Origin of the sequence: Pseudoduganella sp. LjRoot289 (assembly GCF_964252925.1) — a bacterium.
Lineage (GTDB): Bacteria > Pseudomonadota > Gammaproteobacteria > Burkholderiales > Burkholderiaceae_D > Rugamonas.
Map to the genome: position 1 here is coordinate 1,648,573 of NZ_CAXUPN020000001.1, position 24,590 is coordinate 1,673,162.

Annotated in this window: 19 protein-coding genes; 14 read left to right on the forward strand and 5 right to left on the reverse strand. The window is 66.3% G+C overall.

Annotation, left to right across the window (positions count from 1 at the left end):
* Position 1: 1 nt before the first annotated feature.
* Positions 2-691 (reverse strand): response regulator, encoded by a 690-nt coding sequence (locus tag ACSQ8Y_RS07195; protein WP_436265764.1) that lies wholly within the window; start codon positions 689-691, stop codon positions 2-4.
* Between the two features lie 175 nt (positions 692-866).
* On the opposite strand from ACSQ8Y_RS07195, the gene ACSQ8Y_RS07200 reads away from it, so the two are divergent.
* From ACSQ8Y_RS07200 to ACSQ8Y_RS07245, 10 genes are all read left to right on the forward strand, one after another.
* Positions 867-1,544 carry a Spy/CpxP family protein refolding chaperone gene (locus tag ACSQ8Y_RS07200; RefSeq protein ID WP_436265765.1) on the forward strand — a complete coding sequence of 226 codons (678 nt, stop codon included), beginning with the start codon at positions 867-869 and terminating at the stop codon, positions 1,542-1,544.
* Between the two features lie 24 nt (positions 1,545-1,568).
* Complete coding sequence (locus ACSQ8Y_RS07205) at positions 1,569-2,486, forward strand: intradiol ring-cleavage dioxygenase (protein ID WP_436265766.1); 918 nt, start codon at positions 1,569-1,571, stop codon at positions 2,484-2,486.
* 151 nt (positions 2,487-2,637) lie between these two features.
* On the forward strand, positions 2,638-3,222 hold the full coding sequence (locus ACSQ8Y_RS07210; RefSeq protein WP_436265767.1) for a hypothetical protein: 585 nt from the start codon (positions 2,638-2,640) through the stop codon (positions 3,220-3,222).
* A gap of 53 nt (positions 3,223-3,275) precedes the next feature.
* A complete protein-coding gene (locus ACSQ8Y_RS07215) occupies positions 3,276-4,043 on the forward strand; it encodes a hypothetical protein (RefSeq protein WP_436265768.1) in 768 nt (255 codons plus the stop codon).
* Between the two features lie 6 nt (positions 4,044-4,049).
* The gene (locus ACSQ8Y_RS07220; RefSeq protein WP_436265769.1) at positions 4,050-5,381 is read left to right on the forward strand and encodes a hypothetical protein; all 1,332 of its coding nucleotides are present in this window, start codon (positions 4,050-4,052) and stop codon (positions 5,379-5,381) included.
* Positions 5,382-5,390: 9 nt separating this feature from the next.
* On the forward strand, positions 5,391-7,595 hold the full coding sequence (locus ACSQ8Y_RS07225) for a carboxypeptidase-like regulatory domain-containing protein (RefSeq protein WP_436265770.1): 2,205 nt from the start codon (positions 5,391-5,393) through the stop codon (positions 7,593-7,595).
* A gap of 8 nt (positions 7,596-7,603) precedes the next feature.
* A complete protein-coding gene (locus ACSQ8Y_RS07230; protein ID WP_436265771.1) occupies positions 7,604-8,806 on the forward strand; it encodes an aminotransferase class I/II-fold pyridoxal phosphate-dependent enzyme in 1,203 nt (400 codons plus the stop codon).
* Positions 8,807-9,183: 377 nt separating this feature from the next.
* Entirely contained in the window at positions 9,184-9,696 is a 513-nt protein-coding gene (locus tag ACSQ8Y_RS07235) for a hypothetical protein (protein ID WP_436265772.1), read from the forward strand.
* A gap of 45 nt (positions 9,697-9,741) precedes the next feature.
* Positions 9,742-10,410 carry a hypothetical protein gene (locus ACSQ8Y_RS07240; protein ID WP_436265773.1) on the forward strand — a complete coding sequence of 223 codons (669 nt, stop codon included), beginning with the start codon at positions 9,742-9,744 and terminating at the stop codon, positions 10,408-10,410.
* A 7-nt stretch (positions 10,411-10,417) separates the two neighbouring features.
* Positions 10,418-11,149 (forward strand): amidohydrolase family protein, encoded by a 732-nt coding sequence (locus ACSQ8Y_RS07245; protein WP_436265774.1) that lies wholly within the window; start codon positions 10,418-10,420, stop codon positions 11,147-11,149.
* Positions 11,150-11,152: 3 nt separating this feature from the next.
* On the opposite strand, the gene ACSQ8Y_RS07250 is transcribed toward ACSQ8Y_RS07245, so the two are convergent.
* From ACSQ8Y_RS07250 to ACSQ8Y_RS07265, 4 genes are all read right to left on the reverse strand, one after another.
* Entirely contained in the window at positions 11,153-12,655 is a 1,503-nt protein-coding gene (locus tag ACSQ8Y_RS07250) for a sigma 54-interacting transcriptional regulator (RefSeq protein ID WP_436265776.1), read from the reverse strand.
* Between the two features lie 226 nt (positions 12,656-12,881).
* The gene (locus tag ACSQ8Y_RS07255; RefSeq protein WP_436265777.1) at positions 12,882-15,134 is read right to left on the reverse strand and encodes an Orn/Lys/Arg decarboxylase N-terminal domain-containing protein; all 2,253 of its coding nucleotides are present in this window, start codon (positions 15,132-15,134) and stop codon (positions 12,882-12,884) included.
* 171 nt (positions 15,135-15,305) lie between these two features.
* Positions 15,306-15,920, reverse strand: a complete 615-nt coding sequence (locus ACSQ8Y_RS07260; RefSeq protein ID WP_436265778.1) for a DUF4337 domain-containing protein — start codon at positions 15,918-15,920, stop codon at positions 15,306-15,308.
* Between the two features lie 34 nt (positions 15,921-15,954).
* A complete protein-coding gene (locus ACSQ8Y_RS07265; protein ID WP_436265779.1) occupies positions 15,955-16,440 on the reverse strand; it encodes a dihydrofolate reductase in 486 nt (161 codons plus the stop codon).
* A 166-nt stretch (positions 16,441-16,606) separates the two neighbouring features.
* Here ACSQ8Y_RS07265 and ACSQ8Y_RS07270 point away from each other — a divergent pair, with 166 nt between their 5' ends.
* The 4 genes from ACSQ8Y_RS07270 to ACSQ8Y_RS07285 all read left to right on the forward strand — a co-directional run bounded on the left by ACSQ8Y_RS07270 (position 16,607) and on the right by ACSQ8Y_RS07285 (position 24,590).
* Positions 16,607-17,380: a PEP-CTERM sorting domain-containing protein gene (locus ACSQ8Y_RS07270; protein ID WP_436265780.1), complete on the forward strand. Its 774-nt coding sequence runs from the start codon at positions 16,607-16,609 to the stop codon at positions 17,378-17,380.
* Positions 17,381-17,786: 406 nt separating this feature from the next.
* Positions 17,787-18,956, forward strand: coding sequence for a glutamine-hydrolyzing carbamoyl-phosphate synthase small subunit (gene carA / locus ACSQ8Y_RS07275; RefSeq protein WP_436265781.1), 1,170 nt, complete (start codon positions 17,787-17,789; stop codon positions 18,954-18,956).
* Positions 18,949-22,806 carry a carbamoyl-phosphate synthase large subunit gene (carB, locus tag ACSQ8Y_RS07280; RefSeq protein WP_436265782.1) on the forward strand — a complete coding sequence of 1,286 codons (3,858 nt, stop codon included), beginning with the start codon at positions 18,949-18,951 and terminating at the stop codon, positions 22,804-22,806. Before carA ends, carB begins: the two co-directional genes overlap by 8 nt.
* Positions 22,807-22,820: 14 nt before the next feature.
* Complete coding sequence (locus ACSQ8Y_RS07285) at positions 22,821-24,590, forward strand: methyl-accepting chemotaxis protein (protein ID WP_436265783.1); 1,770 nt, start codon at positions 22,821-22,823, stop codon at positions 24,588-24,590.

The following is a 24,590-nucleotide window of genomic DNA, read 5'->3' on the forward strand; positions in this document are numbered from 1 at the left end:
GCTATTCCTTGATCAGCTGGTAGCCGAGCCGGTACACCGTCTGCAGGCAGGAGCGGCCATCGGCGATGGTGCCGAGCTTGTGCCGCAGGCTGCTCAGGTGAACGTCGATATTGCGGTCGAAGCGCGCCATCGGGCGGCCCAGGCCCTGCTCGGACAGCACGTTCTTGCTGACCGGCTTGCCCGCGTTGCGCGCCAGGACTTCGAGCAGGTTGAATTCGGTGCTGGTCAGCTCCAGCGCCGCGCCGGCCCAGGTGGCGCGCCGCTGTTCCGGCCACATCGTCAAGTTGCCGACCACCAGTTGCACGGCGCCGCCCGTATCCATCGCCACGCCCAGCGTGCGGCGCAGGATGGCGCGGATGCGTGCCGTCAGTTCACGCGGCGTGCAGGGTTTGGCCACGTAGTCGTCCGCGCCCAGTTCCAGGCCGACAATGCGGTCGGTGTCGTCGCCGCGTGCCGTCAGCATCAGGATGGGTAATTGGCTGTGGGCGCGGATGCGGCGCAGGGTCTCCAGGCCGTTCATTCGCGGCATCATGACGTCCAGCACGGCGATGGCGTAAAGCCCCGACAGGGCGGCAGCAGCGCCGGCCTCGCCATCATGCGCGGTCTTGACTTCGAAGCCCTCCTGTTCCAGGTATTCCTGGAACATGCCTACCAGTTCAACGTCGTCGTCTATTAACAGTACCTTGCTCATTGCAGCGTGATTCGTGATTTCGATAAACCCATCATAACAAACAAGATGGCGGCGAAAGTGTGCATTTACCCCGATTTACACCAGCCCTCTTTACACGGATTTACCTTGTCCTAACCGCGCTTTACATGCTCCCGCCAGACAATGGCCACTCCCAACGACACATTCGGAGCGCGACATGAAAACCAGGAAGACAACCCTCCAACTATGCCTGCTGGCCGCCGTCATGGCATTGCCGCTGGTTTCCCACGCAGACAACGGCCTCGATGCCTACGGCGTCCAAAGCCAGGAATCCAGCGCTCGCAACGGCGCTGACGCCGGCCCCGGCGCGGACGTTCGTTCCGGTCATGGCGGCCCGGACGGCGAACGTGGCATGCGCGGCCCCCCTAGCCCCGGCCGTCCTGGCGTTTCGGGAGATTTTGGCGGCCCTGGTGGCCGCGGTGGTATGGCTAGTCATGGCGGCCCGGGTGAGATGGGGCCATGGGGCCTTGGCCTCGGTTCCGGACCCGGCTCCGGCCCGCGCAGAATGCCTTTCGGCCAGCCGCCATTCATGCATGGTCTGGCTTTGAGCGAAGCGCAGCAGGACAAAGTGTTTGCCATCCTTCACGCGCAGGCCCCCTATCTGCGCGAGCAGGGCAAGGCTTTCCACAAGGCGCAGGAAGCGCTGCACGCGTTGGGCAGCGCTGATAAATACGACGACGCGAAAGCCGCGTCGCTGTCTCAAGCCGCCGCGCAGGCGATGTCCAATCTGGAATTGCAGCGCGTGCGCACCGGTCAAAAACTGCTGGCCGTGCTGACTGCCGAACAGCGCAAGCAACTGGACCAGCGTAAACCTCCCCATCCTCAACCCCAATAAACCTCGGTACCAATGGAGTAATTAATGAAACATCACGAATCGGAACATCACGAATCGCAGCACCACAGCCTGGCCGACGACCTGAACAAAATGATGCAGATGGCGGCGGGCCGCCGCAAGTCCCTGCGCTGGCTGATAGGCGGTGCCGCCGCGCTGCCCATCCTGGGCTGCGGCGGCTCCGGCGACAGCGCCGCCACGGCCAGCACGGGGAGCGACACCGGCACGTCCACCACCACGCCATCGACGGGAACCACCACCACGCCGTCCACCGGCACCGGCACCGGAACCTCCGGCGCCTGTACCGTGATTCCCGAGGAAACCGGCGGCCCCTATCCGGGCGACGGGACCAACAGCAATGGCAGCGGCGTGGCCAACGTGCTGATCCAAAGCGGCGTGGTGCGCAAGGACATCCGCAGCAGCTTCGGCGGTGCCACCGGCACCGCCGCCGGCGTGCCGCTCACCATCAAGCTGAAAATCGTTAATGCCAACGCCAGTTGCACAGCGGCGGGCGCGATGGCGGTCTACCTTTGGCACTGCGACCGCGACGGCAAGTATTCGCTGTACTCCAGCGGTATCACCGACCAGAACTACCTGCGCGGCGTGCAGGAAGCTGACGCGAGCGGCGAATTGAGCTTTACCACCATCTTCCCCGGCTGCTACGACGGCCGCATGCCGCATGTGCACTTCGAGGTCTACCCGACGCTGGCAAAGAGCAGCAACGCCAGCAACCGCGTCAAGACCTCGCAATTCACCTTCCCGATGGCCACGCTGACCGAGGTCTATGCCGCCACCGGCTACAGCGCCAGCGTGAGCAACCTGGCGCGCACCAGCTACACTTCGGACATGGTGTTCGGCGACGGCTACTCGTTGCAGCTCGCAACCATGACCGGCAACATCACCGACGGCTATGTCGCGACGCTGACACTGGCTGTGATCGCTTAATCCCATCCCGCGCGAAGCACACTTCGCGCAATTCCACCCTCATGGCGGCCGCCGCGAAGCCTTTTTCGGCATCGCGGCGGCCGTTTGCCTTTGCTGCGCGCTGGCACGGGGCTTGCGACGTCTGGTGTACACCGCCAGACCGGAGCCAAGTATGAACCGCCTGCTCGAATACCTGCCTGAAGTCGAGATTCCGCCGCCACCCGGCACGCCGCCAACATCGCTGTCGCTGGAGGCGCCGGAAACGGATCTGGAAATGGTGTACGCGGCCGAACTTCTGGAAGCCAGCGCCGCCAATGGCGCCGGGCTGCCGCCCTTCATTGCCGGGATGATCGCGCGTTCCGGACCGGCGGGCCGCAGCGCCCTGCGCCTGCCGCTGGGCCGCGCACTGATGGGCACGTTGCTGCAAGTGGCGCGCCGCTTGCTGCCCTTCGGCAGCCGGGCCGCGCAGCTGCGCGCGGCCACCATCTTCGGCCTGGAACTGGAAGGACTGAGCCCGGAGGACAAGGAGTTCGCACTGGCCCGCCATTTCGTCCGGCTGGCGCAGGACGTCATCGGCGGCGCACTGGCGGCGGGTGTGCCGGCGCGGGGGCAGGATGCGGGCGGCCAGGTGCAAGCCGCGCTGGCGCAGGCGGCGCGGCGGCATGCGCCAGGGCTGCTGCACCGGGTGGCGCGGCAGGAGCCGGCGGGAGGACGCTGGCAGCGCAGCGGCAAGCGCATCGTGGTCCTCAATTGCTAGTCAGTTGTTTCGTCGTTGTTTAGTCAGTTTTACACCAACATCGGGAGCTAATCATGCATGACATCGATCGTACCACCCTGGAATTCGGCCAGGAAATGGGTTATGAAGGCGAGCAGTACGAGTTCGGCCAGGGCGAATGGAGCGGTGAGGGCGGCTTGCTGTCCGAAGCGGACGAAACGGAATTGGCCAACGAACTGCTGTCCGTCACCAACGAAGCCGAGCTGGAGCAATTCCTCGGCAACTTCCTGAAGAAAGCCGCCTCGGTGGCCGGTTCCGTCATCAAGTCGCCGATAGGCCAGGCGGTGGGCGGCGTGCTGAAAGGCGTGGCCAAGAAAGCCTTGCCGCTGGCCGGCGGCGCCATCGGCGGCTACTTCGGCGGACCGCTGGGCGCCAAGATCGGCAGCGGCCTGGCGTCGGCCGCAGGCGGCGCGCTCGGTCTGGAAGCCGAGGGCGAAATGATGGGCGAGGACCGCGAATTCGAAGGGGCGAAGACCTTCGTGCGGCTGGCGGCCGACACCGTGCAGCGGGCGGCCCAGTCGCGCGGCGGCGATCCGCGCGCCGTCGCGCAGGCTGCGGCCACGGCGGCTGCGCGCCAGCACGCGCCCGGCCTGCTGGCCAAGGGCGGCACGCAGGGAGGCATGCAGGGCGGGCAGTGCACGCAAGCGCGCGGCCAGGCCGGCGGCTTCGGCGGTGCGCAGCGCGGCGGCACCGGCAGCATGGGCAGCATGGGCGGCTCCGGCGCGAGCGGCGGCATGGGCGGCGGCGGTTCTTCGGGCCGCTGGGCGCGCCAGGGCCGCAAGATCATCCTCTACGGCGCCTGAACCATCATGGCCATCAGCTCCTACGCCCTGTGGATGCTGGCGCAAGAAGCGCGCTCGCTGCTCACGCGGCTGGGGCGCGTGCGTCCCTTCGTGCTGATCGAGCCCATGGTGCCGGCGGCGGCGCTGCTGCCGTCGGCGCAGTCGGCCATCGAAGCGTATCTGGCGCAGGGGCGGCGCGAGCTGCATGGCATGGTGAACGGCTATCTGGACTGGTTGCGCAGCCCGGCCGCGCGCAGCGCTACGGCGGCCGAGGCGCAACGCCGCTTCACCTTCGTGCGCCTGAAGTTCAACGCCGCGCTGACGCAGTTCGACCTGTTCAACGACGTCATCACGCAGCGCAGCGAGCATAAGAACGGCATCTGGCTTGCCGGGCTGGACGTGGCCTCGGCCGATGCGCTGGCGCTGCCGGGTGCCTACTTCCGTGCACCGCCCGTGATCTGCTACCTGGACCGCGGGCCCGGTGCGGCCATCCGGCGCGCGCGCACCCGGCTGCCGGGCGGCGGCGACAACCCGGTCGCGGTGGTGCGGGTGCCGCGCGAGCGCATGGTCGGCAGCAGCATCGCGTCGTCCCTGTTCCACGAGGTGGGCCATCAGGGCGCGGCGCTGCTGGACCTGGTCAACTCGCTGCGGCCGGTGCTGCAGGCCATGCAGCGCGGCGGCAGCGGCAGCCTGGGCACGCCGGCGCACGTGTGGCAGCTGTGGGAGCGCTGGATCTCCGAGGTGGTGGCCGACCTGTGGTCGTTGGCGCGGGTAGGCGTGGTCGCCACGCTGGGGCTGATCGGCGTGGTCAGCCTGCCGCGCGTGTTCGTGTTCCGCGTCAACGCGGACGATCCGCATCCCGCGCCGTGGATACGGGTCAAGCTCAGTTGCGCGCTTGGCCAGCAGCTGTTCCCGCATCCGCAATGGCGGCGCATCGCCGCGTTGTGGGAGTCATTCTATCCGCTGGCCGGGCTGGCGCCGCCGCAGCGCGCGTTGCTGCTGCAGCTGGAACAAAGCCTGCCCGCGGTCGCCGCGCTGCTGGCGCGGCACCGGCCGGCCCTGCTGCGCGGCCGCACGCTGCCCGAAGTGATGGCCGTGCGCGCGCGCCAGCCGCGCCGCCTGGCCGGCCTGTTCCGGCAATGGAGCAGGGCGCCGCGGCAGCTGTACGAGGCCGCGCCGTCGCTGGCGTTCGCGGTGATAGGCCAGGCCCGTGCCGACGGCCGCCTCAGCCCCGAGGACGAAAGCGTCCTGCTGGCGCGGCTGCTGACGCACTGGGCTTTGCGCAGCACGCTGGACCTGAGCGCGCTTTGCAGCGACGTGGCGCAGGAGCGCCCCGAATACCGTAGCACTATCCTTTAGGAGATAAACATGGCAAACATCAAGAACGCGGCGGCCAAGGCGGACATGCGCGGGGCGATCCAGGTGACGGTCCACGACAGCCACAGCGGCGCGCCGGTGGTCAACGCCGCGATCAAACTGTACGAGGCGCAAACGCAGCAGGGCGTACCCATGCAGGAATGCAATGTGGATGAGGTGAGAAACTGGCTGCCCGACGAGCAGTTGCTGGTGGCGACCGGCTTCACGGGCGCGGACGGCGCGGTGCTGTTCAGGCAGCTCGATGCCGGCGCTTATATCGCCGCCTACGACAACATCGTGCCGATGAAAATGGACGCGCTGTTCTACCAGTGCGCGGTGGTGCGCAACGGCTGCACGGAGAACGTCTGCTTCGACTTCGCCTTCCGCTCCACCGTGGCCATGACGTTCGAATCGAACTGCCGCGAGGTCGACCAGAACTGCGCCTTCGTGGGCGACAAGGCTATCGCGGAGGTGCACGTGGACGGAGACGGCCCGCTGGCCGAGGACAAGCTGCGCGTGGTGCCGCGCTCGCCGTGGCAGCCGCGCGGCGACGGGCGCCGCTTCACCTCCATCATGCGCCACGCCGGTCCGCAGCGCTTCGAGGCGCAGGTGCTGTTCGCGCGGCGAGGCCGGCCGAACGGCGCGGCGCCGCAGGGCGCGGCCGGCATGCCCATGGTGCGCAGCGGCGGCGCCGGCGCCTCGCTCACGGCCGAGCAGCTGGCCGGCGTGGTCCCGCCGGGTACGATGGCGGCGCTGGGCGTGGGGGCGGACTTCGAAGCCGAGCAGCGCGTGCCCAGCCCCATCAGCGGCAATGTGGGCGTGTCGCTGTCGCGCACCGAGACCGAGCCGACCGAGGACCTGCCGCTGTGGACCCTGATCCGCAACAGCACCGAGGCGCTGTCCTTCACCAACTACCTGGCTTTCATGGACAAGCTGTTCTGCGACCCCAACGGCGGCCTGCCGGACAACGACCGCCAGCGCATCGCCTTCAACAACCTCAAGCAGCGCCGCGCGCTGCCGTTCAACGACTCGGATTCTTACCGCGTGCTGAAGGCGGCCACGGAGGCCTTCGTGATGGTCAACTGCGGCGTGCTGAACCTGCCGCTGGCCTTCCGGCCGGGCGAGGATGCGGCCTATCTGGACCGGCGCGACATTCCCAACGGCGGCAGCCTGGCCGACGTGCTGGCCAACGAGTACCTTGAAACGGTGGACGGCACCACGCTGACCTTGCCCTACCTGGCCGTGATCCGGCGCAAGCTGCCCGACATTCCGATCAACGTCGGCGGCGCCGAGGCGGACCTGTGCTTCGGCATCATCCAGGAGCGGCTGTCCAACCCCTGCCTGGTGGAGCTGATCTGGTCCTACTGGCAAGAGGAGGGCATGCTGGTGCAGACCATGAACGCCATCACGCAGCGCTTCCAGAACCTGCGCGCGCCCGGCCATGGGCTGGACCCGCTGGCCAATACCGAGATCGACATGCTGCGGCCCCTGAACAATCTGCTGTGGGGCTACACGCAGGACGAACAACATCGCCTCACGGTGGTGCGCCGCAACTACGAGTACGACCATCATTACGGCGTGCGGCTGGACGGCAAGGCTGTCCGGCAATTCCGTCCGGCCGACAGCCGCTCGAAATTCCTGGAAGCGTTCCACCATTTGCTGCGGCTGCTAACCTCCTTCTACAAGCAGGACGACGACACCACCGTCAAGGCGGACGCCTTCCCGGTACTGAACGCGCTCAAGGAAGTGCATCTGATCCTGTCGCAGGGCGCGCACAACCAGTTCGGCGACCTGCCGTCCACCGCGCGCATCGAAATGCTGATGCAGCAATGGCTGCTGGGCAGGCCGGAGTTCCGCGAGTTCCTGCCCACGCGCGTCATGGTGGCCTATCCGGAGCCTTGGATGGACCGGGTGGATGCGATGAAGAAGCTGCAGGGTTGGACCGATACCAGCGTGATGCATTTCCGCGCGCTGGCCATGTTCGGCGAACAGCTGCTGCTGTCCATCCGCTACGGCAACTGGAGCGACATCTATGAATCTACCCAAGCGTTCAACTGGGCGCGCTTTTGGCGGCCGCAGGCGCAAGGCTATATCCACGCCTACCGCGCCGCCACCGGTGTCGACCTGTCGGTCGACGGCTCGGACGTGGCCTCGGACGCCACGCTGCCGTCGGTGCTGTTGCGACAGCGCCTGGCGATCCAGCAGCAGCGCGCCTGAGGCGCGCGATGGCGGGCCAGGGGACAAGCAAGGAGCGCGGCGGCGGGACGCGTCCCGCCCCCGCCAAGTCGGCGCGCGGTGCCGCCGGTCCACGGTCCAGCGCGGCCACGCTCGACTTTACGAGTGCGCTGTATCTCGATATGCGCCATCCAGCCGCGGCGCTCGATCCGTGGGCGGCCCTCACACTGGGCAAGCCGGCGGCCTTGGAGGAGCTGCCCGCCGCGCGTGCACTGGCGCGCGAACTGGCGGCTTTGCAATGCTGCGAGGCGGCGCTGCTGCTGCCGTCCACGCTGCATCTGTATTGGGACTTGTTCGCCATGCTGGCGCGGGATCCGGTGGCGCTGCTGGTGGACGGCGCCGCTTATCCGATCGCCCGCTGGGGCGCACAGAGGGCCGTGGCGCAGGGCGCGACCATGCAGGTGTTCCGCCATGGCGATGCGGCCGGCCTGGCGCGGTTGGCGCGGCGCTGGTCGAAGCAGGGCCGCCGTCCGGTGGTGCTGGCCGACGGCTACAGCCCCGGCACCGCCGCTCCGCCGCCGCTGGCCGATTACGCCGAGATCGCCGCACGCGGCGGTGGCTACCTGGTGCTTGACGACACGCAGGCACTGGGCCTGCTGGGCTTGAACGGCGGCGGGTCGGCCGTGCTGCACTGCCTGGCCGGCGCGGCGCCGGACCGGCCCGCAGGTGGGGCGGGGCGGCAGCGCGCCGGGATAGCGGCGCATGGTTGCTCGGGCGCCCCGGTGCTGGTGGGCGCTTCGCTGGCCAAGGCTTTTGGCGCCCCGCTGGCGGCGCTCGCGGGCAGCGCCCCGTTGATGGCGCGCTTCGAGGCGGAGAGCGGCACGCGCGTGCACGGCAGCCCGCCGTCGTCGGCTGCCATCGCCGCCGGCTTGCGCGCGCTGCGTCTGAACCGGAGTTGCGGCGACGCGCTGAGAACAACGCTGCGGCTGCGGGTGCGGCAGTTCCGCGCCGGGCTGGCGGCGGCCGGAATCGCCTGCCGGGGCGGCCTGTTCCCGGTGCAGGTGGTTCCGCTGGCAGCGCACGTTGATGGCGCCGCGCTGCACGCGGCTTTGCAGGCGGGCGGCGTCGCCGCCCTGTTGCAGCGCCACGGCGGCTCTGCGGCATTGACCTTTTTGCTGCGCGCCGGGCACAGTCCAGGCGACGTGGCACGCGCCCTGGCGGCGCTTGAACATCACATCAAGGAGCTGGCATGAACCAGGAATTCGAAGCCCTGCCGTTTGAAATGGGGGGTGAAATGGAGCAAGAGAGGGAGCAGGAGAGGGAGCAGGAGAGGGGGCAAGAGTGGGAGCAAGAGTGGGAATCGGAACGCGGCATGCGGCCGATGGGGCGCGGCATGGGGGCGGCGCGAAGTCCAGCCAGGGGCGGAGGCGGCCGTGTCAGTTCCGCGCGCCCGCCGGGCTCGCGCGTCCAGGCAAAACCGTCGCCCATGGGCAGATCCGGTCGCGCCGTAAAACCGGGCGGTTCCGGGTGGCCAGGGCGGCCGGGGCGGCCGGGTTTTCCGGCGCGGACCTGGCCCGGACGCTGGCCGTACTACGGACCTTACTACGGTGGACTGTGGCCCTACACGGGTGTGCTTGTCGAACCGCGCGAACCGGCCGATCCCGGAGACTGGTCGGATGCAGCGGCGCCTCCTGCCGAACCGGCGTTCGACGACGGCGTGGACCCCGGACCTGTCGAGGGCGAGGTGCCGCCCACGCTGGCCGGGACGATAGGGAGGCTGCCGGCGGCCCAGCGTCCAGCCTACGTCGCGCTGGGCGCGATCACGAACGCCCTGCGCGATCCGCGCGCCACCGGGGCGGGGTTTTACCTGATCGAGTTTACCGTCAACGGCGTGCAGCGCGCCTACAGCGGACAGACCAACAACCTGCGCCGCCGCCTGCAGCAGCACGCGCTGTGCGGCCAGATGATGGGATTGCCGCTGTCCGCGCACTCCGTGTACGTGGCGCAGTCGGGCCTGACGGACGCCCAGCGCCGCGCGGTGGAATACCGCATCCACGACGATATGTTCCGCAACAGCGCCGGCGTGCTGACCAACCAGCGCCGCGAGCTGGAGGCAGAGTTGTTCGGTAGTGGCTGGCGATGACTGGCGATGGCTGGTGCTATAGCGCGAGAACCCAAGGAGAACACCATGTACAAGAAACAATGCAACTGCGCCAATTGCCGCAACGAGGCGGCAGGCACATTCGAAGTGATGGAATTCGGCGGCGCCCAGGAAGGGCCGTTCAACGAAGCGCAGGAAATGGAACTGGCGCTGGAACTGCTGTCGGTGACCAATGAAGCGGAGCTGGAACAGTTCCTGGGCGGCGTCTTCAAGTCGATAGGCAGAGGGCTGAAGAAGATCGCCAAGCCGCTGGGCGGTGTCTTGAAGGGCATCGCCAAAAAGGCCTTGCCCTTCGTCGGCGGCGCGCTGGGCTCCTTCATTCCGATACCCGGCGTCGGCACGGCGCTCGGCTCGGCGCTGGGAAGCGCGGCCGCCAATGCGCTTGAGATGGAATTTAGCGGCATGGAATTCAGCGGCATGGAATACGGGCAGCAGGAATTCGAGATGGCGCGCCGCTTCGTGCGCGTCGCCGGCACCGCCGCGCAACTGGCCGCCGACAGCGACGGCAGCCCGCGCGCGCTGCGCCAGGCTTTGTCCGAATCGCTGGTGCGGCATATCCCCTACTATGAACTGAGCGGGGAAAACCAGGGGGAGGGCGAGGCGGAGGCCTATGGCGGCCGCTGGCGCAAGCGCCGCGCCGAGCGCATCTGCGGCGCCGGCAGCTACGGCTACGGCGGCAGCATCTACGGCCGTTGAGGCGGCGATGATCATCGACTGCCATTGCCACGCCGGCCCCGGTGACGGGCTCACAGGCCCGTGGGACAGCAACGCCGGGCTCGGACGCTATCTGCGGCGCGCGGGCGCGGCAGGCATAGACCGTACCGCGCTGCTGGCCGCATTCCACAGCGACTACGCACGGGCCAACGCCGGCGTGGCACGCATCGTCGCATCGCGGCCGAAGCAGTTCTATGCCTTCGCCTTCGTGCACGCCGTGCGCGACCGGGGGCGGATCGCGGCCATGGTGAAGACAGCGGTCGAGCAGTATGGCTTCATCGGCATCAAGCTGCACCGGCACGACGCGCGCATCACGGGGGAGGTGTGCGAAGCCGCGCGCGTGTTCGGCGTGCCGGTACTGTACGACCCCGTGGGCGAGGTGGCGGTGGCTGAACTGCTGGCCGCGCAGTATCCCGACGTCGATTTCATCCTGCCCCATCTTGGCAGCTTTGCCGACGACTGGGCCGCGCAGCTTGCGCTGATCGACCATCTGGTGCGGCACAAGAACATCTATACCGACAGTGCGGGTGTGCGGCGCTTCGACCTGCTGGAGCAGGCGGTGCGCCGCGCAGGACCGCACAAGGTGCTGTTTGGGTCGGATGGGCCCTGGCTGCACCCCGCGCTCGAGCTGGAGAAGATACGCTTGCTGCGTTTGCCCGAGGGCGATGAGCGGTTGATCTTGGGTGGCAATTTTCTACGGCTGATCCGGCGAGTTGCGTGACCGTCAGCTTGCAGGGCGGGTTGCGGGGGGCGCCGAGCCGGCGTAACTTGCCATCTCGCCCCAGGCCTTGCGCCGCAGCTGCAGCGCGCGGTCCGTCACGCCCAGCCGGGCGGCGGCGCGCTGGTTGTTGTCGCCCTCCTGCTCGAGCACCAGCTGGATCGCCATGTCGCCTGCCGCCTGTGTGATGCGCCCCAGCCCCACGCCCATATCCACCGCGTGCCGGACGGCGTTGGCAAAGCAGCTGTCCGGCCATACGGACGCGCCGTGTGGCCGCTCGTCCGGCGGCACGTCGCCTATGGTCACCGGCCCCGGTCCGCAATGCCTGTGCCAGATGCGGGCCACCGTCTGCCGCAGGTCGCGCACATTGCCGGGATAGTCGCGCGTGAGCAGGTAGTCGCGCACCGCCGGGTCCAGCTCGCAGCCCGGTCCCTCCGGCGCCAGCAAGCGGATGAAGTGCCGGGCCAGCGGCAGGATGTCGCCCTGGCGCTCGCGCAGCGGCGGCGGACGGCAACGCCAGCCGGCGATGCGGTAGTACAGGTCGGCACGGAAGCTGCCGTCCGCCACGCCGGCTTCCAGGTCGCGGTTGGTGGCGCAGACCAGGCGGAAGCGGGTCGGCTGCCAGGTATTGCTGCCGACCCGCTTATACTTCTGTTCCTGTATCACGCGCAGCAATTGCGCCTGCATCGCCAGCGGCAATTCGCCCACTTCATCGAGGAAGAGGATGCCGCCGTCGGCCAGCGCGAAAGCGCCGTCGCGTGCGTTGGCGGCGCCGGTGAATGCGCCGCGTTCGTGGCCGAAGAATTCGCTGCCCGACAGTTCTGCCGACAGCGTGGTGCAGTCGAGCACCACCAGCTCGCCGCGCGCGCCGCCGAGGCGGTGGATCAACTGCGCGATCTGCTCCTTGCCGGTGCCCGTTTCGCCGGTGATCAGCACCGGCGACTGCGAAAACGCCGCCACTTCCACCACGTTGCGCACCAGGGCGCGCCAGACCGGGCTGTCGCCGACCAGGCAGGCCTGCACCAGGTCCGAGTCCATCAACTGCTGCACCGCGTGCCAGCGCCGCAGCCGCGCCGCTGCCTGCGCCGCGATAATGCCGGCTGTGGCTGCGGTGGCCTTGGCCGTGGCTGACGCCGTCGCCGTTGCCGAGTTCGGCCCCGACGCCGTAGCGGCAGTAGCGGCGGTCCCCGCGCCGACGGGCCACTGCAGCAAGTCCGACGCGCCTGCTGCCAGCGCCGCCCACATGGCATCCGCTGCCGGCGGTGCGCTGCCGCAACTGATCGCCAGAACCGTTGCGCGTGCCGACAGCGCCATCACCTGTTCGGCCAGCCCATCGTCCCAGGCACTGAACAGAACGATGCCGAAGCTGCCAGCAGGCGCGGCCGGAAGCTGCAGCGCCTGCGTCTTGATGCCCGTCTTGTCAAGCTCAAGCACCAGGGCCCGGGCGATCTCCTGCTGCGCCTGTCCGACGAGGTGCAGCCACACAGCAAGCGCATCCAGACGTTCCATGGCAGGTTTGGAGGAGGGCGACGCGATACTATGCGCACGCTGCCGGCCGCGGCGTTTGACCTGCGCCAAAAGTGTGCGTTATGCGCGTCGGATTCGCTTACACGCGCGCCCACCGCACCAAATAAGAACGCCAGCGCGAAGGCTGGCGTTGCGGTACTGCATGGATGGCGCTGCCGACTATTGCCGACTATTGCCGACTATTGCCGGTTATTGCCGTTATCGCCGATTATTGCCTGACGCAGTCGACGAAGTAGTCGCGCTTGCCGTTCACTTCGCGCTTGACCAGGCCGTGCACGTCCGTCTCGAAGCCCGGGAAGCGCTCGTTGAAGTCGCGCGCGAAGCGCAGGTAGTCGACGATGGTCTTGTTGAAGCGCTCGCCAGGAATCAGCAGCGGAATGCCCGGCGGATACGGCGTCAGCAGGATGGACGTGATGCGGCCTTCCAGCTCGTCGATCGCCACGCGCTCGATTTCGCGGTGCGCCATCTTGGCGAACGCGTCCGACGGCTTCATGGCAGGGATCATGTCCGACAAATACATTTCCGTCGTCAGGCGCGCCACGTCGTAGGCTTTGTAGAAGTCGTGGATCTGCTGGCACAGGTCGCGCAGGCCCATCGCCTCGTAGCGCGGATTGGCGGCGGCGAATTCCGGCAGGATGCGCCAGATCGGCATGTTCTTGTCGTAGTCGTCCTTGAACTGCTGCAGCGCGGTCAGCAGCGTGTTCCAGCGGCCTTTGGTGATGCCGATGGTGAACATGATGAAGAAGGAGTACAGGCCGCACTTCTCGACGATCACGCCGTGCTCGGCCAGGTACTTGGTCACGATGGACGCAGGGATGCCGGTGTCGCCGAACTGGCCGTCAAGAGACAGGCCGGGGTTGACGATGGTGGCCTTGATCGGGTCCAGCATGTTGAAGCCCGGCGCCAGCTTGCCGAAACCGTGCCAGTCGTCCTCGGCGCGGATGATCCAGTCTTCCTGCGTGCCGATGCCTTCCTCGGCGAAGGTGTTCGGGCCCCACACCTTGAACCACCAGTCCTTGCCCCATTCCTCGTCGATCTTGCGCATGGCGCGGCGGAAGTCCAGCGCTTCCAGGATCGACTCTTCGACCAGGGCGGTGCCGCCAGGCGCTTCCATCATGGCCGCCGCCACGTCGCACGAGGCGATAATGGAGTACTGCGGCGAGGTCGAGGTGTGCATCAGGTAGGCCTCGTTGAAGGCGTCCTTGTCCAGCTTGACCGTCTCCGATTCGCGCACCAGCACCTGCGAAGCCTGCGACAGGCCGGCGAGCAGCTTGTGGGTGGACTGGGTCGAGAAGATCATCGACTCTTTGGCGCGCGGCCGGTCCTTGCCGATGGCGTGCATGTTTTTGTAGAAGTCGTGGAAGGTGGCATGCGGCAGCCATGCTTCGTCGAAGTGCAGGGTGTCGATTTCACCGTCCAGCATCTGGCGCAGTGTCTCGACGTTGTACACCACGCCGTCGTAGGTCGACTGGGTGATGGTCAGGATGCGCGGCTTCTTGTTCACGGCGTCGCGCGCGAAGGGATTCGCCTCGATCTTGCGGCGGATGCTCTCCATCGTGAACTCTTCCAGCGGGATCGGGCCGATGATGCCGAGGTGGTTGCGGGTCGGCATCAGGAACACCGGAATCGCGCCGCACATGATGATGGAGTGCAGGATCGATTTGTGGCAGTTGCGGTCCACCACCACGATGTCGCCGGGAGCGACGGTCGAGTGCCACACCATCTTGTTCGAGGTGGAGGTGCCGTTGGTGACGAAGTAGCAGTGGTCGGCGTTGTAGATGCGCGCCGCGTTGCGCTCGGACGCGGCCACCGGGCCGGTGTGGTCCAGCAGCTGGCCCAGTTCCTCGACCGCGTTGCAGACGTCGGCGCGCAGCATGTTCTCGCCGAAGAACTGGTGGAACATCTGGCCGATAGGGGACTTCAGGAAGGCCACGCCGCCGGAGTGGCCGGGGCAGTGCCAGGAGTAGGAACCGTCGTTCGCGTAGTGCACCAGCGCGCGGAAGAAGGGCGGCGACAGGCCGTCCAGGTAGGACTTCGCTTCGCGGATGATGTGGCGCGCGACGAATTCCGGGGTGTCCTCGAACATGTGGATGAAGCCGTGCAGCTCGCGCAGGATATCGTTGGGGATATGGCGCGACGTGCGGGTTTCACCGTACAGGTAGATCGGGATGTCGGAGTTCTTGTAGCGGATCTCTTCGACGAAGGCGCGCAGCGACTTCAGGGCGTGGTCGGTTTCTTCCACGGTGCCGCCGCCGAATTCCTCGTCGTCAATGGACAGCACGAAGGCCGACGCGCGCGACTGCTGCTGCGCGAACTGGGACAGGTCGCCGTAGCTGGTAACGCCCAGCACTTCCATGCCTTCTTTTTCCATCGCGGCGGCCAGGGCGCGGATGCCTAAGCCAGACGTGTTCTCGGAACGGAAATCCTCGTCGATGATGACGATGGGGAAACGAAATTTCATTGCTGTCTCCAAAAAGAAGAACCGCCCCGGGCTATCGATGACCGGAGCGGGCTGGGCGCCTGCCTATGCGGCGCGGGCGCGAAAAAAATAAGAACGGGATTCTCGCAGAAAACGCCGCCGATTGGTAAAAAAATTACGCTGTTGATGCTGTCGGCGGCATCGGGGCGCATATCAGTGGTGCGCGGCGGCGCCGCCGCCCGTCAGCATGGCGATCGGATCGATGTGCGTGGCGGCGAAGATGCCCAGCAAGATGCCGGCGCCGGCCACCGCGTACGCAGTGTACAGCAGCCAGCGGCGGTGCGTCAGCAGGGTGATGGCGGCCAGCGAAATGGCGATCTGCTCGGCGGTGGTGGCCAGCGCCCACTGGTGGTGCTGGTGCATGGCCGCGTCGGACTTCTTGTTCCAGTCGGAAGAGGACGCTTCCCACTTCTCGGCGTCTTTCTTGATCTCTTCCTTTTCGGCGCGGTAGCGCGCCACGTCGGCCTTGTACTTTTCCGGATCCACGTTCGGCAGCGTCATCGCCAGCTCGGCCAGGTTCTGCTTGTTGGACTTGGCCTGGTAGTAGTTCCAGCTGTTGGACGCCTGGGTCTTGTCGATGGCCGCGTTGTTCTTGAACAGGGCCGCCTCGTTTTGCGTGGCGCCGCCCTGGTAGCCGAACAGCGCGCCTACCGTGGCCAGGATGGCCGTGGTGACGGCGATATTGCCGGAAAATTTGTCGGCGCTGTGCGCCGCGTGTTCCACGGCGTGGTCGTGCGGGCCGTGGACGTGAAAGCCGTGTCCTGACATGGGATTCCTTTGTGGTCTGAGAGAGGGTAGCGAATTACGCCGGCTTGCGGCGCAAGGTAACAAAAGCGTAGGGCAGGCCGTTGGCCGATACATAGTCCTGGCGCTCCATTTGCTGCCATTCCGCGCCCAGGGGCGGGAAAAACGCGTCGCATTCGAAGGTATGGCCGATTTCGGTCACGATCAGCTGGTCCGCCATGGCCAGCGCATCGGCGTAGACCTGGGCGCCGCCGATGATGAAGGCCTCGGTCTCGGACTGCACCAGCGCGCGCGCTTCTTCCAGCGACTGCACCGCCTCCACGCCCTCGGCGCGCCAGCCGGCGTTGCGGGTAATGACGATATTGCGGCGGTTCGGCAGCGGCCGGCCGATCGATTCGTAGGTCTTGCGGCCCATGATGACCGGGTGGCCGGTGGTCAGGCGCTTGAAGTGCGCCATATCCTCCGGCAGCTTCCACGGCAGCTTGTTGTGGATGCCGATGCCGCGCTGGGCGTCAGTGGCGACGATGATGGTCAGGAGTGTCATGGCGCTAGCGGTCACGGTGTTGGCTTGGCCCGACATTATAGCCGCCCGGGGCGCTAGCTGCTTGGCTGGGGGGCTGCACACCGCACAGCCGGCGGTGTTCTTTTTCCTGCTTCAATGCTCTAATCAAAGGGGGAATTAACTTAATATTAATTAAAGAGGGAATGTGATGAACAGGAAACTGATAGTTCTACCCGCACTTATTTCATCTATTGCATTTTCATCGCTGCCTGCCTATGCTGCCACTTCCACAGCGGAGATAGTCGATTTTAATATGCAATTGATTGATCTGGATCCGGCTGACGGTATTGCGCCGGCGTTTTCAATACTTGGCGGCCCTTATATTCACGTACTCAACTATGCGTATGCGCTCGGACAGGGTCTGTTCGATCATTCTGATATCGAAACTTTCGGCACGCTGCAGCATACCTACCCTTACGGCAGCGTATTCAGCATGGCTGCCGCTGATACGTTCGCCAGCCGCGCCGAAGCGGACAAGGCCGGAACATACAGCGGCGTCAGCAGCTTGGGATTCGACTTCTCGCTCACTCCCAACACGTCCGCCGTGTTCACCGCCACGGCAACGGTCAGCGCGCACCCGCGGGACGGCTACCGCACGTACGGCCAGGCATTCATGATGGCAATGCTGTTTGGGGGCGGCGATTTCTACGAGCAGCTGAGCACCGCCGATGCAGCAACGGGAGAGGCAGGCACGCGCGCATTCTATGGAGAGTTGCACAGTGGGAGCGCGGCCATGGCCGGCAGGTTCGACATGGAGGCGCGGGCGACCGCGCAGGTGCCGGAAGTGCCGGAGCCTGGCAGCTGGGCGATGCTGCTTGCAGGCATTGCCGTCATCGGGCTGGCGGGCGCGCGCCGATTAAAACCTCGAATAACCGCTAAATTGTCATTCCCGCGCAGGCGGGAATCCATGCTACGCCTCTGAGCATGCGAAGTATGGGTTCCCGCCTGCGCGGCGGTCCGCCATTGCGGCACCACAGGGAATTCGAGGCGCCCTAAATATCGATATGAAAGCGATTAAGGCGGCATCGTAACCGGTGCCGATAAGCTGTCGTACCATTGATCACCGGGGGTATCCGGTGATTGCAACTTTTAGTTGCCTGGCTTATTCGGCAATGAAAGGTTTGCGGTTTCAATAATGACCGTTGCGTAATTGCGTCACAGCAACTCCGTTGTCTAGGACGTTGAGCCACGAAAACACTTTATTGTGAGTTTTGGATAGAATTTCCCTGCCTTTTTCCCGTATCGTGACCTTCCAGAGGCAGCAATTGATTTCTATCGGGAAATCAAAAACTGCTCAAATGTCAATAGTTGGAGCGGAGGAAACGCAGATGAAACATCCACTCACGCACGCCTTGGGCGAGGTCGAACTCGCCGTACTGGCACTCGCGGATGGCAGTATCTTTGAAGGCGTGGCGATAGGCGCCGCCGGCAGTACCAGCGGTGAGGTGGTGTTCAATACCGCGATGACGGGCTACCAGGAGATACTCAGCGATCCCAGCTACAGCCGCCAGATCGTCACGCTGACCTACCCGCATATCGGCAACACCGGCGTCAACCGGGAGGACGGCGAATCGCCGAAGATCCACGCCGCCGGACTGGTCATCAAGGATTTGCCTCTGCTGGCCTCCAATTTTCGTTCGACCCAGAGCCTGCCGGACTGGCTGCGCGGGCAGGGCATCGTCGCCATCGCCGGCCTCGACACCCGCATGCTGACCCGCATCCTGCGTGAAAAGGGCGCGCAGAACGGTGCCATCGTCGCCGGCGGCACGGCCGCCGAGGCGGCCGCGCAGGCGCTGGAACTGGCCCGCAGCTTCCCCGGCCTGAACGGCATGGACCTGGCGCGCACCGTCACCACGGCCACCGCCTACGAATGGACCGACACCGAATGGAAGCTCGGCAAGGGTTTCGGCAAGCTGCAGCAGCCGCGTTTCCACGTGGTGGCCTACGACTACGGCGTGAAAACCAACATCCTGCGCATGCTGGCCGAACGCGGCTGCCGCGTCACCGTGCTGCCGGCCGAAGCCGGCGCGGCGGCGGCGCTGGCGCTGAACCCGGACGGCATCTTCCTGTCCAACGGCCCCGGCGACCCGCAGCCCTGCGACTATGCGATCGCCGCCGCGCGCGAACTGATCGAGCGCGGCATCCCGACCTTCGGCATCTGCCTGGGCCACCAGATCATGGCGCTCGCTTCCGGGGCGCGCACCATCAAGATGAAATTCGGCCACCACGGCGCCAACCATCCGGTGCAGGAACTGTCCAGCGGCAAGGTGATGATCACGTCGCAGAACCATGGCTTCGCTGTCGATCCGGACTCCCTGCCGGTCAACTGCCGCGCCACCCACATCTCGCTGTTCGACGGCTCGCTGCAAGGCTTCATGCGCACCGACCGTCCGGCCTTCTGCTTCCAGGGCCACCCCGAGGCGTCGCCAGGCCCGCACGACCTGGCCCCACTGTTCGACCGTTTCGTTAATCTGATGGGAGGCCAGCAGCATGCCTAAGCGTACCGACATAAACAGCATCCTGATCATTGGCGCCGGCCCCATCGTCATCGGCCAGGCCTGCGAGTTCGACTACTCCGGCGCGCAAGCGTGCAAGGCGCTGCGCGAGGAGGGCTACAAAGTCATCCTGGTCAACAGCAACCCGGCCACCATCATGACCGACCCGGACATGGCCGACGTCACCTATATCGAGCCGATCACCTGGGAAGTTGTGGCCCGCATCATTGAAAAGGAGCGGCCGCAGGCCGTGCTGCCGACCATGGGCGGCCAGACCGCGCTCAATTGCGCGCTCGACCTGCACCGCCACGGTGTGCTGGAGCAGTTCGGCGTGGAACTGATCGGCGCCACGCCGGAAGCCATCGACAAGGCCGAGGACCGCGCCAAGTTCAAGGCCTGCATGGGCAAGATCGGCCTGGAATCGGCGCGCTCGGGCATTGCCCACAGCATGGCCGAAGCGTGGGTCGCGCAGGAGGAACTCGGCTTCCCCATCGTCATCCGTCCCTCGTTTACGATGGGCGGCAGCGGCGGCGGCATCGCCCACAACGCGGCCGAGTTCACCGAGATCTGCACCCGCGGCCTGGAACTGTCGCCTACCTCCGAACTGCTGATCGAGGAGTCCCTGATCGGCTGGAAAGAGTTCGAGATGGAAGTGGTGCGCGACAAGGCGGACAACTGCATCATCATCTGCTCCATCGAGAACCTGGACCCGATGGGCGTGCACACGGGCGACTCCATCACCGTGGCGCCGGCGCAGACGCTGACCGACAAGGAATACCAGATCATGCGCAACGCCAGCCTGGCGGTGCTGCGCAAGATCGGCGTGGACACCGGCGGCTCGAACGTGCAGTTCGCGCTGAACCCGGCCGACGGCCGCATGATCGTCATCGAGATGAACCCGCGCGTGTCGCGTTCCTCTGCGCTGGCATCGAAAGCGACCGGCTTCCCGATCGCGCGCGTGGCGGCCAAGCTGGCCGTCGGCTTCACGCTCGACGAACTGCAGAACGACATCACCGGAGGCGCCACACCGGCCTCCTTCGAGCCGGCTATCGATTACGTGGTGACGAAAGTGCCGCGCTTCGCCTTCGAGAAATTCCCCGGCGCCGACGAGCGCCTGACCACGCAGATGAAATCGGTCGGCGAAGTGATGGCCATGGGCCGCACCTTCCAGGAGTCGTTCCAGAAAGCCCTGCGCGGCCTGGACATCGGCCTGGACGGCCTGCGCCTGGCCAACACCGGCACCGACGTCATCACCGAGCAACTGCGCTCGCCCGGCCCGCAGCGCATCTGGTACGTGGGCGAAGCCTTTGCCCAAGGCATGACGCAGGACGAGGTGCATAGGCTGTCCCGCATCGACCCGTGGTTCCTGGCCCAGATCCACGACCTGGTGCAAGTGGAGCAATGGGTGCAGGCCCAGGCCCTGGAGGAGTTGAGCAGGCCGGAGCTGTTCCGCCTCAAGCAGCAGGGTTTCGGCGACCGCCGCTTGGCCACGCTGCTGGGCGCGACCGAGAAGCAGGTGCGCACCTACCGCCACCTGCTGGGCGTGCGTCCGGTGTACAAGCGCGTGGACACCTGCGCCGCCGAATTCGCCACCCGCACCGCCTATATGTATTCGACCTACGACCAGGAATGCGAGGCGCATCCGAGCAACGAGCGCAAGATCATGGTGCTGGGCGGCGGGCCTAACCGCATCGGCCAGGGCATCGAATTCGACTACTGCTGCGTGCATGCCGCGCTGGCCATGCGCGAGGACGGCTATGAGACCATCATGGTCAACTGCAATCCCGAGACCGTGTCGACAGACTACGACACCTCCGACCGCCTGTACTTCGAGTCGCTGACGCTGGAGGACGTGCTGGAGATCGTCGCCATCGAACGTCCGATGGGCGTCATCGTGCAGTACGGCGGCCAGACCCCGCTCAAGCTGGCGCTGGAACTCGAAGCGAACGGCGTGCGCATCATCGGCACCTCGCCGGACATGATCGATGCCGCCGAGGACCGCGAGCGTTTCCAGCAGCTGCTGCAGAAGCTGGACATGCGCCAGCCGCCCAACCGCACCGCCCGCACCGAGGCCGACGCCGTGCGGCTGGCCGAGGAAATCGGCTACCCGCTGGTGGTGCGCCCCTCCTATGTGCTGGGCGGCCGCGCGATGGAAATCGTGCACGAGCGCGCCGACCTGGAACGCTATATGCGCGAGGCGGTCAAGGTGTCGCACGACTCGCCGGTGCTGCTGGACCGCTTCCTCAACGACGCCATCGAAGTCGACGTGGATTGCGTGTCCGACGGCGCGCAGGTGGTGATGGGCGGCGTGATGGAGCATATCGAGCAGGCCGGCATCCACTCCGGCGACTCGGCCTGTTCGTTGCCGCCGTACTCGCTCTCGCACGAGACCGTGGCCGAGATCAAGCGCCAGACCGAGCGCCTGGCGCGCGGCCTGAACGTGGTGGGCCTGATGAACGTGCAGTTCGCGGTCCAGCGCAGCAAAGTCGACGGCCGCATGCACGACCACATCTTCGTGCTGGAAGTGAATCCGCGCGCCTCGCGCACCGTGCCTTTCGTGTCCAAGGCCACCGGCCTGCCGCTGGCGAAAATAGCGGCGCGCTGCATGGCCGGCCAGTCGCTGGCGTCGCAGGGCGTCACGGCCGAAGTGGTGCCGCCGTACTTCAGCGTCAAGGAGGCGGTGCTGCCGTTCGCCAAATTCCTCGGCGTGGACACCATCCTCGGCCCTGAAATGAAATCGACCGGCGAAGTGATGGGCTGCGGCCCGACCTTCGGCGAGGCCTACTTCAAGGCGCTGCTGGGCGCCAATGTGCGCTTGCCGCGCGGCGGCCGCGCCTACCTGCGGGTGCGCAAAGGCGACCAGGCGCGCACCGTGGCGCTGGCGCGCGAGCTGTCGGCGGCCGGCTTCGAACTGCTGGCCAGCCATGTCACCTCGCTGGTGATCGCCGCCGCCGACGTTCCGGTGCGCGAGCTGCAGGACGAGCAGGTCATGGCCATGCTGGCCAGCAAGGAGATCGGCCTGGTGGTGGTGACGGTGGACGAGAAACGCACCGCCATCGGCGCCTCGCGCGCGCTGCGGGTGGCCACGCTGGGCTCCGGCGCAGCCTACTTCACCACCATCGCGGCTGCCGAGGCGGCCGTGGAGGCGATGCGCCACGCGGACGACTACAGCCTGCACTCGCTGCAGGAACTGCACCGCCAGGCCGCGCATACGCATCTCGAAACGCAGGCCGCGCAAGTGGCGCGCGACGCCATCGCCGCAGCCAGCGGACGGCGCGAACCCAGCGCCGCCGACCTGGCCGCCGCCGCCACCGAATTGCCGGAACGGCGGCGCGGTCCGCGCGAGCGCAGCGTGGGCGTGGCCCCGCTGAAGCTGTTCATCCGCCAGCCGTTCACAGAGTCAGACCAGCGGCAGCAGCGCATGATCGCCGACATCCTGCAACTGATCGACAGCGCCAACGGCTTGCCGCATCCGTTCAGCTACCTGACCGGCACCGAGGCGCAAAGCGCGGACACTTTCCGCCTGGCCTTCGAGCGCGACCAGCAGCAGCCGTTCACGCCGAAGAATTTCCGCCGCCACCGCCTGCAGATGCTGGACCAGGCGGACGTGATGATCAACATCCGCGTCGGCATGAGCGAGAGCAGCGCGTTCGAGCTGGCCTACCACATATTCCAGGGCCGCCGCACGCCGGTTCTGTTCCTGGTCTGGAAAGGCGCGCCGATCAAGACCACGCTGCTGCGCGAGCTCGACGACCTGTGCGACGTGACCTATATCGAGTTTGACGAAGTAGAAGAACTGCGCGGCGCTTTGCACCGCTTCTTCAGCAGCAAAGCATTACACATCCAAGACTAAGCAAGGAGTATCACATGTTGGCTAATATGAAGATCAAGAACCTGGTGGTAATCGCGCTGGCAATTCTTATATCACTGATCATGGTGATCGGCGCGATGGGTATCTACAGCGCCAATCGCTCCGTCAGTCTGCTCAAGGAGGTAACGCTGAGCGATCAGGCGAACGTCAATGAGCGCAACGCCATCCGTCTCGACATGGAAACCAACCGCAGCCAGATCCTGCAGGCGCTGCAGCACAACACCGCTTTCGAGTGGTCCAAGCTGCACGACCATCCCCTGACCGCACACTGGGGCATCGTCGACGGCGCCTCGGCGCGCGCGGCCAAGAGCTGGGAACACTACCTGGGCAGCATCAAGTCCGAGGAAGAGAAGAAGCTGGCGCAGGAGTGGTATGACAAGAGCGCCGGCCTGGGCCTGGAACACATCAAGGCGGCGGCAGCCGCCATCAAGGCCGAGCAGTGGGACGAGGCCGAGATGGTGCTGATCAAGAAGATCAACCCATCCTACCGCGTCGGCGACGTGGCCCTGAAAGCCCTGGCCGAGTACAGCGACCAGCGCGGCAAGGCCAACGAGGTCACGGTGCAGGCTGGCCTTGACAGCTCGCGCAACTCCACCATCGTCGTGCTGGTGGCGGGCGTCGCGCTGTCCGTGTTTGTCGGCATGCTGCTGGTGAAAGCCATATCGGGCCCGCTGCAGCAGGCCATGGACATCGCCATCCAGGTGGCCGAAGGCGACCTGACCGGCAAGGTGGAAGTGCGCAGCGGCAGCGAGATCGGTTCCTTGCTGACCGCGCTGGACAAGATGAAGACCAACCTGGCGGGCATCGTGGCCGAAGTGCGCGGCAGCACCGACACCATTTCCAGCGCCTCGGGCCAGATCGCCGCCGGCAATATGGACTTGTCCGAGCGCACCGGCCAGCAGGCCGGCTCGCTGGAGGAGACCGCGTCGTCGATGGAAGAGCTGACCGGCACCGTCAAGCAGAACGCCGAGAACGCGCGCCAGGCCAACTCGCTGGCGCAGTCCGCGTCGGAGGTGGCGATCAAGGGCGGCGTGGTGGTGGCGCAGGTGGTCGATACCATGGGTTCCATCAATGACTCGTCCAAGAAGATCGTGGACATCATCGGCGTCATCGACGGCATCGCCTTCCAGACCAACATCCTGGCGCTGAACGCGGCGGTTGAAGCGGCGCGCGCGGGCGAGCAGGGCCGCGGTTTCGCGGTGGTGGCGTCGGAAGTGCGCAATCTGGCGCAGCGTTCGGCGGCGGCGGCCAAAGAGATCAAGGCCCTGATCGACGACTCCGTCGACAAGGTGGGCAGCGGCGCCAAACTGGTTGACCAGGCCGGCGCGACGATGCAGGAAATCGTCACCAGCATCCAGCGCGTGACCAGCATCATGAGCGAGATCACGCAGGCCAGCCAGGAGCAGACCATGGGCCTGGACCAGATCCACTCCGCCATCACGCAGATGGACGGCCTGACGCAGCAGAACGTGGCACTGGTGGAGGAGGCCGCCGCGGCGGCCGAATCGCTGAACGATCGCGCGCAAGGCCTGACCCGCGTGGTCAGCGTCTTCAAGCTCGACGGCAAGCTGGCGGCCGCCGCTTACGCGCCGCAGGCCGCTGTCCGGCCGGCGCGCGCCGCCGTCAAACCGGCCGCGCCCGTGCCCAAGCTGGCTGGTGTTTCCCGTGGCGCTTTTGCCGCAAAACCGGCCACAAAACCGGCCGCGAAAGCCGCGCCCCAGCCGCGTGTCGCCAATGGTGCGGAAAGCGACTGGGAAGAGTTCTGA

Coding starts and splice junctions, on each gene's coding strand:
- ACSQ8Y_RS07260 (WP_436265778.1), bottom strand. CDS start 15,920: ATGTCAGGACACGGCTTTCACGTCCACGGCCCGCACGACCACGCCGTG.
- ACSQ8Y_RS07220 (WP_436265769.1), top strand. CDS start 4,050: ATGGCCATCAGCTCCTACGCCCTGTGGATGCTGGCGCAAGAAGCGCGC.
- ACSQ8Y_RS07285 (WP_436265783.1), top strand. CDS start 22,821: ATGTTGGCTAATATGAAGATCAAGAACCTGGTGGTAATCGCGCTGGCA.
- ACSQ8Y_RS07210 (WP_436265767.1), top strand. CDS start 2,638: ATGAACCGCCTGCTCGAATACCTGCCTGAAGTCGAGATTCCGCCGCCA.
- ACSQ8Y_RS07195 (WP_436265764.1), bottom strand. CDS start 691: ATGAGCAAGGTACTGTTAATAGACGACGACGTTGAACTGGTAGGCATG.
- carB (WP_436265782.1), top strand. CDS start 18,949: ATGCCTAAGCGTACCGACATAAACAGCATCCTGATCATTGGCGCCGGC.
- ACSQ8Y_RS07200 (WP_436265765.1), top strand. CDS start 867: ATGAAAACCAGGAAGACAACCCTCCAACTATGCCTGCTGGCCGCCGTC.
- ACSQ8Y_RS07225 (WP_436265770.1), top strand. CDS start 5,391: ATGGCAAACATCAAGAACGCGGCGGCCAAGGCGGACATGCGCGGGGCG.
- ACSQ8Y_RS07205 (WP_436265766.1), top strand. CDS start 1,569: ATGAAACATCACGAATCGGAACATCACGAATCGCAGCACCACAGCCTG.
- carA (WP_436265781.1), top strand. CDS start 17,787: ATGAAACATCCACTCACGCACGCCTTGGGCGAGGTCGAACTCGCCGTA.
- ACSQ8Y_RS07250 (WP_436265776.1), bottom strand. CDS start 12,655: ATGGAACGTCTGGATGCGCTTGCTGTGTGGCTGCACCTCGTCGGACAG.
- ACSQ8Y_RS07265 (WP_436265779.1), bottom strand. CDS start 16,440: ATGACACTCCTGACCATCATCGTCGCCACTGACGCCCAGCGCGGCATC.
- ACSQ8Y_RS07270 (WP_436265780.1), top strand. CDS start 16,607: ATGAACAGGAAACTGATAGTTCTACCCGCACTTATTTCATCTATTGCA.
- ACSQ8Y_RS07255 (WP_436265777.1), bottom strand. CDS start 15,134: ATGAAATTTCGTTTCCCCATCGTCATCATCGACGAGGATTTCCGTTCC.
- ACSQ8Y_RS07245 (WP_436265774.1), top strand. CDS start 10,418: ATGATCATCGACTGCCATTGCCACGCCGGCCCCGGTGACGGGCTCACA.
- ACSQ8Y_RS07230 (WP_436265771.1), top strand. CDS start 7,604: ATGGCGGGCCAGGGGACAAGCAAGGAGCGCGGCGGCGGGACGCGTCCC.
- ACSQ8Y_RS07240 (WP_436265773.1), top strand. CDS start 9,742: ATGTACAAGAAACAATGCAACTGCGCCAATTGCCGCAACGAGGCGGCA.
- ACSQ8Y_RS07215 (WP_436265768.1), top strand. CDS start 3,276: ATGCATGACATCGATCGTACCACCCTGGAATTCGGCCAGGAAATGGGT.